Here is a 12144-nt window from a genome sequence, read left to right on the forward strand (position 1 = left end):
AAGTGAATTCTCCTTTTAGTAATGTATGGTAACTTTATTATATAGGAATTCACTGGCTTTTGTGTACATACAAAAAAAGGTGTCAGTGAGATTTCTCTCACCAACACCAAAAATTCAAGAACCAATATATTATGGTATTAAAAAAGGTCAGAGTGACGAATCACTCTGACCTTCTTCAGTCTATTACTTATACGTATTGTCTTTTTTGGCTGTTTGAGAATGCAGCATCAATCGTTCCGCCACCTAAACATTCGTCTCCATCATAGAAGACTACCGCTTGACCTGGTGTAATTGCACGAACAGGTTCTTTAAAGTAAACTGTAGCAAAATCTGCTTCAGCATCGATCTCAACTTTAACTTCAACGTCTTGTTGACGGTATCTGAATTTTGCTGTACATTCAAATGTTCCGTCCACTGGTAAAGGACTAGTGAAACTTAAATCTGATGCTTCTAAGTAATCAGAGTATAGGTTTTCATGATGATATCCTTGACCAACATATAAAGTTTGTGTTTCAGTATCTTTACCAATGACAAACCATGGCTCGTTAGAATCGCCGCCCCCACCAATTCCTAAACCTTGGCGTTGACCGATAGTATAGTACATTAAACCTGAATGTTCACCTTTAACTTCTCCGTCAAGTGTCATCATTCTACCCGGTTTGTTCGGTAAGTAATTTGATAAGAATTCTTTAAAGTTACGTTCTCCAATGAAACAAACTCCAGTAGAATCTTTTTTCTTAGCAGTTGCTAAGCCTGCTTTTTCAGCAATTTCACGTACTTCTGATTTTTGTAAATGCCCTAATGGGAATAAACTTCTTTGTAATTGTTCTTGTGATAATTGGTTTAAGAAGTATGTTTGGTCTTTATTATTATCTGCACCACGTAATAAATGAACGGTTCCATCTAAATCACGTTTCACCTGTGCGTAGTGCCCCATCGCAACATAATCTGCACCTAGATCTAAAGCATAATCTAAGAATGCTTTAAATTTCACTTCTTTATTACACATAACATCTGGATTAGGTGTGCGTCCTTTTTTGTATTCTGATAAGAAGTACTCAAACACACGGTCCCAATATTCTTTTTCGAAGTTTACAGAATAGTAAGGAATTCCAATCTGTTCAGCTACTAAAGCCACGTCCTTATAGTCTTCTGTTGCAGTACAGACTCCGAATTCATCCGTGTCATCCCAATTCTTCATAAATAACCCAATTACATCATAACCTTGTTCTTTTAATAGCAATGCTGTGACGGATGAATCCACACCGCCACTCATTCCTACGACAACTCTAGTATTGCTGTTATCTGACATTGTCATTTCCTTTCTATAACTTTTATTTTTGTTTTTATTTTTCGTTTAATACATTACGGTCAACAAAGCCATCAAAGATAAAATTCACTTTTTCAACGATCATGCTATTATTATCTAATTTTGAAATATCTACGGCAGTTAGACCTTTTTCGTTCACTGTTGATATTTTAAGTCCTTTTAGATCTTTATCAACAGTTACTTTTAATACAAGACCTTGTTTATGTGTAGAGTCTAGTGCTCTTTTATAAATAAAGTTCCCACTTTTTGTGTCAGTAAAGCCATTATCACGTAAAGTGTATGGACGTGCCTCTGGGCTCACACTAAATGTACGGTTGAATCCTTTTAATTCTGCAGTTTCTTTGAATGCCATAAATCGATCTTCCCCTCTGATATTTTCTTTAAACTATGGATAAATTGATCGATGTCTTCTCGTGTAGTTTGATAACCGAATGAAATTCGTAAACTTTGGCTCCACCGTTCTGGTTGATCGGGGTAATAAGCTTTTAAAATGTCACTCTCAATGAGACTCCCTGCGGAACATGCACTTCCCGCTGAGATATAAACATCATCTAAATCCATTTTTATTAGCATTTGGCTTGCTATATTACCATTAAACCACAAATTATTGATATATGGTACTCGATTATTCATATCGCCATTAATTTCAAATTCAATATCACGTTCATTCAGCGCCTCAATTAAATAAAGATGTAACTTTTCATATTTACTATATGTTTCTTCTTGCTCAGCGAAAGTCAATTCGAGTGCTTTTACCATCCCTAAGATATAAGGGCCATTCTCAGTACCTGATCGCATCTTATTTTCTTGACCGCCACCATAAAGTAAGGGTCCAAGATGGTTATGTTCTTGGAAAGAACGATATATTAAGAAGCCAATCCCTTTTGGACCATTAAACTTATGGGCAGAACCAACAAAGGTCGTGCATTTCAACTGTGAATAGTCATAAGCCATTGGCCCTACTGCTTGAACAGAATCAATGTGAAACCATAGATTGCGCTCATTCGCTTCTTCACCTAACTCAAAGATGGGCAGAATTGAACCAACTTCATTGTTAACTGCCATCGCAATCCAACCAATTGTTTGATCAGTTGTAACGTCTATGAACTGCTGGACTGTTATCTCACCTCTTTCATTCGGTTGAATATATGTTACTTCAAAGCCTTGAGTCTCAAGATATTTCGTTACGTTTGTAACGGACGGATGTTCAATTGCGGTAGTCACAATATGATTTCCTTGCCCTAATTCTTTTGACTTCTCGGCTTGAGAGCGAATTGCCCAATTGTTTGCTTCAGTCGCACCACTTGTAAAGTAAACTTCTGATTCGTCCACATTCAATAGCTCTGCGAGCTGTTTACGTGCTTGGATCATTGAGTGCTTTACTTTTTTTCCAAGGCGATATGTGCTTGATGGATTCCCATAATCATTCAGTAATGAATCATGGATCACTTCCAGAACTTCTGGTCGCACTGCTGTCGTCGCAGCATTATCTAAATAAACCATTTAAACCCTCCTTTCAACATGTCTATTAATACAACTTTAACATTATAACACAAGTTTGAATAACTGCAATATCTAAGTTTATCAATATATAAAATAATAACTTTAATCTAGAAATTATCAATTAATTCAAATATCATATATAATACATTAGATAATTATTATTTAGTTTACATATATAAACAATGAATACAACTTATTGCGAAAGGAGTATCTTATGCAACAACCATTAGCTTACCGTATGCGCCCTAAACATATTGACGAAGTTTTGGGACAGAAACATCTTGTTGGCGAAGGAAAAATTATACGACGGATGGTGATTTCAGAACGTCTATCATCGATGATTCTTTACGGACCTCCTGGTACAGGTAAAACAAGTATCGCCAGTGCCATTGCGGGTAGTACGAAATATGCTTTTCGGATCTTAAATGCTGCCACAGATTCTAAAAAAGACATGGAAGTAGTCGTTGAAGAAGCGAAGATGTCGGGAACTGTTATTATGTTACTTGATGAAATTCATCGCTTAAATAAAGTGAAGCAAGACTATTTACTACCTCATCTAGAAAATGGTCGGGTCATACTCATTGGAGCTACTACTGAAAATCCATACATCACCATTAATCCGGCGATTCGAAGTCGATTACAAATATTTGAAGTAAAACCTTTGGCTCCCGAAGATATTAAATTAGGTCTTCAAAGAGCCCTAGAAGATAATGACATCGGCTTAGGTGAATATAATGTAGAGATTCCAGATGATATATTAAATCATTTCTCTCATGTGACCAATGGCGATATTCGCTCTGCCTTAAATGCCCTAGAATTGGCTGTCTTATCAACCAAACCCGATAAAGATAATGTCATTAAAATTACACAAGACGTCGCTGAAGAATGTCTGCAACATAAACGGATGACGCATGATAAAGATGGAGATGCTCATTACGACGCCATCTCTGCCCTTCAAAAATCAATTCGAGGGAGCGATGTCGATGCAGCGATGTATTACTTAGCAGTTTTATTAGAAGCAGGTGAATTAACTATTGCTTGTAGGCGGTTATTGATTATTGCTTATGAAGATATTGGTTTAGGAAATCCTGGAGCTACTTCACGGACAGTTTCGGCTGTGACAGCAGCTGAAAAAGTTGGCTTGCCTGAAGCGCGGATCCCATTAGCTTTTGCGGTCGCCGATTTAGCTTTAAGTCCTAAATCAAACACAACTTATCGTGCCTTAAACAGTGCAATGGCAGATATTTCAGCGGGTAATGTCGGACAAGTGCCCGATCATATTCGTGACGCTCACTACTCCGGTGCTGAAAAATTAGGTCGTGGTGTTGAATATAAATACCCGCATGATTTCCCGCACCATTATGTCGAACAACAATATTTACCTGATAATTTGAAGCGTCGTCAATACTTCGAACCTGATCCTACAGGTAAATATGAAGAAGCTCTCGCTCAAATATATAAGCAAATTAAACAATAATAACGATACCTATCTGTGTCAGTAACCCTTTACAAGCTTGTCAGGGCAACACATCTTATTTTGTTGCAATTTATTATATTAGTGCTATAATGTATTTAACAAAGGTTCTCTGAGGTGTACGTTGTATATATATTGTGTGGACCGAACATTTCTTTTTATCTCGGGATCCTATGATCTTGTTTCTATGACAAGCCTTTTACACTTGGAAGTCAGAAAAAGCAAGTGTGGAGCCCACCTGTAATTACTTGCAGGTTCAATAACATATATATACGAAAACGGCACCACCGGATGCCTTTTAGTCGGCTTTACAGCCGACTTTTTTTGTGCACATTAATATAAGCCTCGAGTGTTAACTATTGAACACTTGAGGCTTACTGCAATTTAATCTGTTGTTAGTTCGATACGGTTTCCATCTAGATCAAGAACAACTGCTTCGTAATAGCCATCTCCTGTCGTTCTTGGTCCATCTAATAAGTCATAGCCATCATTAGTTAAACGCTTTGTAAATTGATCGACATCATCTTTGTCCCCTACACTAATTGCTAAATGGGCATAACCAAACAATTCCCCTGCTGCTTCAGTCATATCATCACGATGCATAATTTCTAATCGTGCCCCACTTGCGAATGTTAAAAAGTATGATTTAAACCCTTTTTTCTCATTGTGATATAAATCATTTGCAGAAGCGTCAAAATAAGTTTCATAAAATTGTCGTGTCTCTTCAATATCTTTAACCCACATGCCAATATGTTCAATCTTCATATTACTCCTCCTTCATTAATTCAATTTCATTATACATTTTATTAGTAACGTCACCAAACATGGGTTCTTCTTATAAACCTAATGACTTATAACAGTCAAATTAAATGTAATTTAAGATGAAATTAGGTATAATAAGACATATAAAGATAGGAGGAATGAACATGCGTAATTGGCCTTGGTTAAAAATTATTTGGTATGTCATTTTAATCGTTTTAGCTATCAAAACATCTAGCGATCAAGCGGAAAAAGCTAGCTAATATATAAGCAATTATTCTAATTTTGCTTAATTTTAGTCGAGTACCAGAGATGATTCACTTCATCTCTGGTACTTTTTTTAATCTTCCGTGACAATCATTGTAAATTCAACTACAATTAAAGAAACATGATAAAAGGGGTGAACATGTTGACAACTGTAATGATTATTGATGATGATCCAATAGTAGTAGAATCTTTGAGTTTAATTATTGAGAATGGTGGCTACGAAGTAATAATAACCGGCTATTCTGCTGAAGAAGCCATTGCTAATTACTCAATTTACAAGCCAGACATCACATTGTTAGATATTCGAATGCAAGATAAATCCGGAATCGATGCTGCTTCGACTATTTTGAGTGAATTTCCGCAAGCAAAAATTCTACTCGTTACTACTTTTGAAGACTCAGATTTCATACAAGCTGCCCTTCAATTAGGGTGTACAGGCTATATCTTAAAGCAAAATATTAAAAGTATCTTGCCAGCCATTGAAGCTGTTCTTAATAATCAGACCGTTCTCGATAATACTATCGTGAATAACGTTGCTCAATCAGTCTCTCAATCAAATCAAGAAATATTGAGTGAACTCACACCTCGTGAATTAGATATTTATCAAGCTGTCGCAGAAGGCTTGAATAATAAAGAAATTGCCGAAAAATTTTATCTGAGTGAAGGAACAGTTCGAAACTATATATCACAACTGTTACTGAAGTTGGAGTTGCGTGATCGGACCCAGCTTGCGATCAGTTATTATAAAGGCAATGAATTCAAAGAAAATTAATCAAAGGAAGGTTTACAAATGATATTTAATATTTTAATTTATGCTTTTCCTGCTATGTTTATGATATTGGGTGCATATTTATTAATCTATAGACGGACTTTACTCGAAGTATTCGGCGATTATTCCAATAAAGTTATTATTATTTTTAGTATATTGCTATTTTTAGTGGGGATTCTCGGCTTTATTTTAGTCGTAAATAATCTGATTGACTTAATGTTAATTTGGATGTTAGCAGCACTCTTCGTCGTCTTCTTTATGGTATTTGTCTTTTATTGGTTATTCAAAGCCAACAATGGAAAAAAATAACATAAAAAATGTGGGGAACAGACTCAATTTTAAGAGCCTGTTCCCCACTTTTTTTAATCTAATACACTGACTAAATCTTTTCCGTCAACTTCTTCAACTTCTACTTTGACTCTCTCTTGCTTAGATGTTGGAATATTCTTTCCAACATAGTCTGGTCGAATTGGTAATTCTCGGTGTCCGCGATCAACAAGAACAGCCAATTGAATGTGTGATGGGCGCGCATTTTCTAAGATGGCATCCATGGCTGCACGAACGGTTCTTCCGGTATAAAGAACATCGTCCACTACTACTACTTTCTTTCCAGTTAAATCATGTTCAAAAGAAACAGCTTTTACTTCAGGACTGACAGATTTTTTAGATAAATCATCGCGATAGAAAGTGATGTCCAAAATTTCCAGCGGTAATTTTACGCCTTCTATTTCTTCGACCTTTTCTTGTAGGCGTTTTGCTAAAAACTCGCCTCTTGTTTTAATTCCAAGAATCACCAGTTTTTCCGTCGATTTATTCTTCTCTAAGATCTCATGGGCAATACGCTTTAATGTTCTTTGCATACCGCTTTGATCCATTAATTCTCTTTCACTCATTGTCATGACCTCCTTTTAAAAATAGACCGCTCAACCAATTAGGTTTGCGGTCTGATTATGTTAATTATTATTTGAAGCGTTCAACGTCACGTGCAATCGCTACTTCTTCGTTTGTAGGAATGTTGTAGATTGCAAATCTTGAGTCGTCAGTTGAAATTAATGCTTCTTTACGAGTGTCGTTACGCTCGTCATCAATTTCTCCACCAAAGAACGTAATTCCGTCCATGATTAATTTTCGTGTAATTCCAGAGTTTTCACCAATACCTGCTGTGAATACTACTGCATCAACACCGTTCATAACTGCGATGTATTGAGCGATGTATTTTTGAACACGATTCATGAAGATATCTAACGTTAATTGTGCACGTTCGTTACCTTCTGCCGCAGCATCTTCAACGTCACGCATATCACTTGATACACCTGATAAACCTAGTAAACCAGATTTTTTGTTAAAAATTGTGATTACATCGTTCACATCAGTGATGTTTAATTTGTCCATTAAGAATGGAATGATTGATGCATCGATATCACCTGTACGAGTACCCATTGTTACACCAGCTAAAGGAGTGAATCCCATTGATGTATCTACAGATTTACCACCGTCAACGGCTGTAATTGATGCACCGTTACCTAAGTGACACGTAATGATTTTTAAGTCTTCGATAGGTTTGCCCATTAATTCAGCTGCACGTTTACTTACGAAATCATGACTTGTTCCGTGAGCACCGTACTTACGGATTTGGAAGTCTTCGTAGTATTCGTAAGGTAAGCTGTATAAGTAGTTAACTTCTGGCATTGAAGTATGGAAAGATGTATCAAATACTGCTACGGCAGTTGCGTGTGGTAAACGCTCTTCAAACACATGCATAACTTCTGCTTCTGCTGGGTTATGTAAAGGTGCGAATTCACTTAAGTCTTCAACTTGTTTAATTACTTCTGGAGTAACTAAAGTTGATTCTTTAAAGATTTCTCCACCTGCTACTACACGGTGCCCTACACCTGTAATTTCAGTTAGATCGGTGATAATTTGGAATTCTTCTAATTTATCAAATAACATATCAACCGCTTGAGCATGAGTTGCGATATCTTCTGTTACAGTAAACTCTTGATCATCACCATATTCGATTGTAAATACTGAATTGTTGATACCAATTCTTTCTACTAACCCTTTAGCAATAACTGATTCTTCTGGCATATTGTATAACTGGAATTTTAAGCTTGAGCTCCCAGCATTAATTGCAAATGTTTTAGACATTAATTAATTCTCTCCTCTTCAATATAAGTCATAATTCTATTATACATTTATTATAACAGATTGCATTAGAAGTTCTCTACTAAATTATAATGTTTTTTAATACAAACAATAACTTAAAATACTAAGCTTATTTTATGACTCGTAATGAGCAATGACCTCCATTTTTACTTTTGCTCCCATTGGTAAACTACTTACGGCAAAAGAACTTCTAGCTGGATACGGCTTGTGAAAATTCATGGCATAGATTTCGTTAAATATCGATGAATCACCGATGTCATTCATATATAACACAACTTTTACAACGCTTGTTAAATTCAAACCTGCACTATCTAATATATGGGCAATATTTTTGAAAACTTGCTTCATTTCTTCTTCAGCATTCCCTTTAACTAATTTATTAGTTTCTGGATCAATGCCTATTTGACCTGATACATATAACATATCTCCTACACGAACGGCTTGCGAATATGGGTCCATCGGCTTTGGTGCTTTATTAGAATAATAAACTTTCTTCATACTTAGCCACCCTTTCTATGAGTCTATTTACATTATAATAAATTATAAAATAATGTATAGGAAAGTGACTATTTTCGCGTTTCTAATTATTTTTTCATTTTATGTAGGGAAAATTCTTCGGGTGTGCTATAATTTACAAAACAAATCAAAAGGTGGTTAACACAATGCAAGCTGTTATTACTGTAATTGGGAAAGACAAAGTAGGGATTCTAGCAGAAGTTGCGACACAATGCGCTAAATACAATGTAAACGTCGTGGATGTTGAACAAACGATTATGCAAGATTACTTTACGATGGTGATGTTAGTGAATATTGATAAGCTTTCAATTGAATTTGAAGAATTTCAACAGAACACGAAGGAAAGTATCCCTGAGATGGAAATACACGTGATGCATGAGGATATTTTTAATTCTATGCACCGAATTTAAGGAGTTAAACCATGTTAGAAATGCAAAATGTTATTGAAACTGTTTCTATGATTAAAGAAGATAACTTAGATATTCGTACCATTACGATGGGTATATCCTTAGTTGATTGTGCGGATGGGGATATTGATCGTTCCTGTGAGAAGGTTTATAACAAAATTTATAAATCTGCCAAAGACTTAGTTAAAACTGGTGAGTTGATTGAAGGTAAATTTGGTATTCCGATTGTAAACAAACGGATTGCTGTCACTCCTATCTCTCAACTGCTTGCTGCCTCAGGTGGCGATCCTTTAAAATACGCGCGAGTTTTAGATAAAGTCGCTCAAGATATTGGTGTAAACTATATCGGTGGTTATTCTGCTTTAGTCCACAAAGGCTTTAGTAAAGGTGATTTGGAATTAATTCAATCTATTCCACAAGCCATGGCTGAGACAAATCATGTGTGTTCTTCAGTGAATATTGGTTCAACCCGTGCGGGTATCAATATGGATGCTGTGGCGATGATGGGAAATATCGTTCGTGAAGCTGCTGAACTAACACAAGATAATGAGTGTATGGGTGCTTCTAAGATTGTCGTTTTCTGTAATGCTGTTGAGGATAACCCTTTTATGGCCGGTGCTTTTCATGGATCTGGAGAGCCAGATGTTGTTATTAATGTCGGCGTTTCTGGTCCTGGTGTGGTGCGTACTGCTTTAGCAAAATTAGATAAATCGGCTTCATTAGAAGTTGTCGCTGATACCATTAAGCAAACAGCATTCAAGATCACTCGTATGGGCCAATTAGTTGGGACACAAGCCTCTGAAATGCTAGGTGTTCCATTTGGAATTGTTGATTTATCTTTAGCTCCAACACCAGCAGTAGGCGATTCTGTGGCGCATATCTTAGAAGAAATCGGTTTAGACCAAGTAGGTGCACATGGATCAATCGCCACACTTGCCATGTTAAATGATGCGGTTAAAAAAGGTGGCGTGATGGCTTCATCTCACGTTGGTGGGCTATCTGGTGCTTTCATTCCTGTGACTGAAGATGCGGGGATGATTGCCGCGGCTGCCAATGGTACTTTAAATATTGAAACATTAATGTCGATGACGGCCGTCTGTTCTGTAGGTTTGGATATGATTGTTATTCCAGGAACAACACCACCAGAAGTTGTTTCTGCCTTGATTGCTGATGAAGCAGCCATTGGTATGATTAACTCTAAAACTACCGCTGTTCGTGTGATTCCTGCGATTGGTCGCTCAGATGACGAGTCACTTGATTTCGGTGGACTCTTCGGTTCTGGTACAGTCATGCCATTAAACCAAACTTCTCCGAAAGTATTCGTTGATCGTGGTGGGCGTATTCCAGCTCCAATTCAAAGTTTAAAAAATTAATGTCTTTCTCTAGCCCCTATTTTATAGGGGTTTTTATTTTATCTACAAGCAATTTGTTTAGTGAATTTTGTTAATTGTAGTACAATATGAGTTAGGGGTGGTTTTATGAAACAAGTTAAAAATTTAATTATAGGTTTTGGTAAGGCGGGTAAAACGCTCGCGGGAGAATTCGCAAGTCGTGGTGAGGATGTTATTCTAGTTGAGAAATCTAAGAAAATGTACGGCGGGACTTGTATAAATGTTGCTTGTATTCCAACGAAGAAATTAAAATTCTTAGCTTTCAAACGTGATGAATTAGGCTATTCAATGGCTGTGAACGCTAAAAATGAGTTAATCAGCAAACTAAATAATGGAAATTACCATAAAGTTGCCGATTTAGAAAATGCTGAAGTTCTAGATGGGACGGCTTCATTTATTAATGAGAATACCGTTGAAGTTCATACTGAAGATGGCGTTGAAGAAATTCAAGCTGAGCGTATTTTTATTAATACGGGTGCGCGTCCATTTATTCCTAATATTGATGGTTTAGAATTAAGTGACCGTATTTTGACTTCTGAATCGCTAATTGAATTAACTGATTTACCAAAAGATTTGGCTATTATTGGTTCTGGTCCCGTTGGTTTAGAGTTGGCTTCTATTTATAGTCAATTTGGAAGTAATGTAACATTAATTGATCGCAACGATACGATTCTTAAAGATGAAGATGCAGATGTTCGTGATGCTGTGATTGCTGCAATTGAAGCTCAAGGTATTAATATTGTGACGAATGCGAATACGCAATCTGTAAAAGAAAATGCTGATTCGGTGTCTATATATTATAATATAAATGGTGACCAACATGAGATTCAAGCCACTCACCTATTGGTTGCAACGGGTCGTAAACCGAATATCGAAGACTTGAATTTAGGTAAGGCTGGCATCACCGTTTCAGAAAAAGGTGCAGTTGAAGTGAATGAGTTTTTACAAACTAATCTTCCACATATTTTTGCACTCGGCGATGTTAATGGTGGTCCTCAACAGACTTATATCTCACTTGATGACTACCGCATCATTCGTGACTTCATTTATGGTGACAAGTCGTATAGTACAGACCGTCGAAAAAACGTACCTGCAACAACATTTATCGAGCCGCCTTTATCACAGGTCGGCTTATCAGAAACTGCTGCGCGTGAGCAAGGTCTTGATTACAAGGTTGCCAGTCTGGATGTAAGTTCTATTCCTAAAGCGAAAATATTAGATAACCAAACTGGTTTATATAAAGCGATTATTGATAGCAAAACGAATAAGATTCTTGGTGCTACCCTATTTGGTGAAGAATCACATGAAGTTATTAACATTATTTCAACGGCAATGATCGCTGATATGGATTACACTCAACTCAGAGATCAAATTTTCACTCACCCAACGATGGCTGAAGCCTTAAATGATTTATTTAAAATATAAAAGTATAATTAAATCGAGTAGGAGACTAGCCATTATTTGACTAGTCGACCTCTCACACCACCGTGCGTACGGTTCCGTACACGGCGGTTCAATACCTTGCGTAAGCAGACTCTACCAATTCGCTTAGTGGAACTAAG

General features: G+C 36.6%; 13 protein-coding genes and 1 other RNA gene. 7 read left to right on the top strand and 7 right to left on the bottom strand.

Features of this window, described 5'->3' with window-relative positions:
• Nucleotides 1-187 precede the first annotated feature (187 nt).
• From mnmA to ACEN4N_RS10070, 3 genes are read right to left on the bottom strand one after another with little or no spacing between them, the layout of a single operon-like run.
• The gene (gene mnmA, locus ACEN4N_RS10060) at nt 188-1312 is read right to left on the bottom strand and encodes a tRNA 2-thiouridine(34) synthase MnmA (protein WP_407090283.1); all 1125 of its coding nucleotides are present in this window, start codon (nt 1310-1312) and stop codon (nt 188-190) included.
• Between the two features lie 34 nt (nt 1313-1346).
• Nucleotides 1347-1682 (bottom strand): cysteine desulfurase, encoded by a 336-nt coding sequence (locus ACEN4N_RS10065; RefSeq protein ID WP_407090282.1) that lies wholly within the window; start codon nt 1680-1682, stop codon nt 1347-1349.
• Nucleotides 1655-2833 (bottom strand): cysteine desulfurase family protein, encoded by a 1179-nt coding sequence (locus ACEN4N_RS10070; protein WP_407090281.1) that lies wholly within the window; start codon nt 2831-2833, stop codon nt 1655-1657. Before ACEN4N_RS10070 ends, ACEN4N_RS10065 begins: the two co-directional genes overlap by 28 nt.
• A gap of 214 nt (nt 2834-3047) precedes the next feature.
• Here ACEN4N_RS10070 and ACEN4N_RS10075 point away from each other — a divergent pair, with 214 nt between their 5' ends.
• Entirely contained in the window at nt 3048-4310 is a 1263-nt protein-coding gene (locus ACEN4N_RS10075; RefSeq protein WP_407090280.1) for a replication-associated recombination protein A, read from the top strand.
• Between the two features lie 103 nt (nt 4311-4413).
• Nucleotides 4414-4605, top strand: a non-coding RNA gene (ssrS, locus tag ACEN4N_RS10080) — 6S RNA.
• Between the two features lie 86 nt (nt 4606-4691).
• On the opposite strand, the gene ACEN4N_RS10085 is transcribed toward ssrS, so the two are convergent.
• Nucleotides 4692-5072, bottom strand: coding sequence for a VOC family protein (locus ACEN4N_RS10085; RefSeq protein ID WP_138404632.1), 381 nt, complete (start codon nt 5070-5072; stop codon nt 4692-4694).
• A gap of 403 nt (nt 5073-5475) precedes the next feature.
• Here ACEN4N_RS10085 and ACEN4N_RS10090 point away from each other — a divergent pair, with 403 nt between their 5' ends.
• Both ACEN4N_RS10090 and ACEN4N_RS10095 read left to right on the top strand, forming a co-directional pair.
• Complete coding sequence (locus tag ACEN4N_RS10090; protein WP_407094167.1) at nt 5476-6105, top strand: response regulator; 630 nt, start codon at nt 5476-5478, stop codon at nt 6103-6105.
• An 18-nt stretch (nt 6106-6123) separates the two neighbouring features.
• Nucleotides 6124-6411, top strand: coding sequence for a hypothetical protein (locus ACEN4N_RS10095; RefSeq protein ID WP_407090278.1), 288 nt, complete (start codon nt 6124-6126; stop codon nt 6409-6411).
• A 53-nt stretch (nt 6412-6464) separates the two neighbouring features.
• On the opposite strand, the gene pyrR is transcribed toward ACEN4N_RS10095, so the two are convergent.
• The 3 genes from pyrR to ACEN4N_RS10110 form a co-directional block, all read right to left on the bottom strand.
• Nucleotides 6465-6995 carry a bifunctional pyr operon transcriptional regulator/uracil phosphoribosyltransferase PyrR gene (pyrR, locus tag ACEN4N_RS10100; RefSeq protein ID WP_407090277.1) on the bottom strand — a complete coding sequence of 177 codons (531 nt, stop codon included), beginning with the start codon at nt 6993-6995 and terminating at the stop codon, nt 6465-6467.
• A 67-nt stretch (nt 6996-7062) separates the two neighbouring features.
• Complete coding sequence (locus ACEN4N_RS10105; RefSeq protein WP_138404628.1) at nt 7063-8250, bottom strand: acetate/propionate family kinase; 1188 nt, start codon at nt 8248-8250, stop codon at nt 7063-7065.
• Nucleotides 8251-8382: 132 nt separating this feature from the next.
• A complete protein-coding gene (locus ACEN4N_RS10110) occupies nt 8383-8766 on the bottom strand; it encodes a Rid family detoxifying hydrolase (protein WP_407090276.1) in 384 nt (127 codons plus the stop codon).
• Nucleotides 8767-8930: 164 nt separating this feature from the next.
• Between ACEN4N_RS10110 and ACEN4N_RS10115 the strand changes: the two genes are divergently transcribed.
• The 3 genes from ACEN4N_RS10115 to ACEN4N_RS10125 all read left to right on the top strand — a co-directional run bounded on the left by ACEN4N_RS10115 (nt 8931) and on the right by ACEN4N_RS10125 (nt 12007).
• Nucleotides 8931-9194 (top strand): ACT domain-containing protein, encoded by a 264-nt coding sequence (locus ACEN4N_RS10115; protein ID WP_138404626.1) that lies wholly within the window; start codon nt 8931-8933, stop codon nt 9192-9194.
• Nucleotides 9195-9205: 11 nt separating this feature from the next.
• Nucleotides 9206-10564 (top strand): PFL family protein, encoded by a 1359-nt coding sequence (locus ACEN4N_RS10120; protein WP_407094168.1) that lies wholly within the window; start codon nt 9206-9208, stop codon nt 10562-10564.
• A gap of 105 nt (nt 10565-10669) precedes the next feature.
• Nucleotides 10670-12007, top strand: coding sequence for an FAD-dependent oxidoreductase (locus ACEN4N_RS10125; protein WP_407090275.1), 1338 nt, complete (start codon nt 10670-10672; stop codon nt 12005-12007).
• Nucleotides 12008-12144: the final 137 nt, after the last annotated feature.

It is taken from the genome of Ruoffia sp. FAM 20857 (assembly GCF_045528645.1).
Lineage (GTDB): Bacteria > Bacillota > Bacilli > Lactobacillales > Aerococcaceae > Ruoffia > Ruoffia halotolerans.

Excerpts from the sequence above, each read along its gene's own strand:
- ACEN4N_RS10110 (WP_407090276.1), bottom strand. The coding sequence starts at position 8,766 with ATGAAGAAAGTTTATTATTCTAATAAAGCACCAAAGCCGATGGACCCA.
- ACEN4N_RS10125 (WP_407090275.1), top strand. The coding sequence starts at position 10,670 with ATGAAACAAGTTAAAAATTTAATTATAGGTTTTGGTAAGGCGGGTAAA.
- pyrR (WP_407090277.1), bottom strand. The coding sequence starts at position 6,995 with ATGAGTGAAAGAGAATTAATGGATCAAAGCGGTATGCAAAGAACATTA.
- ACEN4N_RS10105 (WP_138404628.1), bottom strand. The coding sequence starts at position 8,250 with ATGTCTAAAACATTTGCAATTAATGCTGGGAGCTCAAGCTTAAAATTC.
- ACEN4N_RS10075 (WP_407090280.1), top strand. The coding sequence starts at position 3,048 with ATGCAACAACCATTAGCTTACCGTATGCGCCCTAAACATATTGACGAA.
- ACEN4N_RS10120 (WP_407094168.1), top strand. The coding sequence starts at position 9,206 with ATGTTAGAAATGCAAAATGTTATTGAAACTGTTTCTATGATTAAAGAA.
- ACEN4N_RS10070 (WP_407090281.1), bottom strand. The coding sequence starts at position 2,833 with ATGGTTTATTTAGATAATGCTGCGACGACAGCAGTGCGACCAGAAGTT.
- mnmA (WP_407090283.1), bottom strand. The coding sequence starts at position 1,312 with ATGTCAGATAACAGCAATACTAGAGTTGTCGTAGGAATGAGTGGCGGT.
- ACEN4N_RS10085 (WP_138404632.1), bottom strand. The coding sequence starts at position 5,072 with ATGAAGATTGAACATATTGGCATGTGGGTTAAAGATATTGAAGAGACA.
- ACEN4N_RS10115 (WP_138404626.1), top strand. The coding sequence starts at position 8,931 with ATGCAAGCTGTTATTACTGTAATTGGGAAAGACAAAGTAGGGATTCTA.
- ACEN4N_RS10065 (WP_407090282.1), bottom strand. The coding sequence starts at position 1,682 with ATGGCATTCAAAGAAACTGCAGAATTAAAAGGATTCAACCGTACATTT.
- ACEN4N_RS10095 (WP_407090278.1), top strand. The coding sequence starts at position 6,124 with ATGATATTTAATATTTTAATTTATGCTTTTCCTGCTATGTTTATGATA.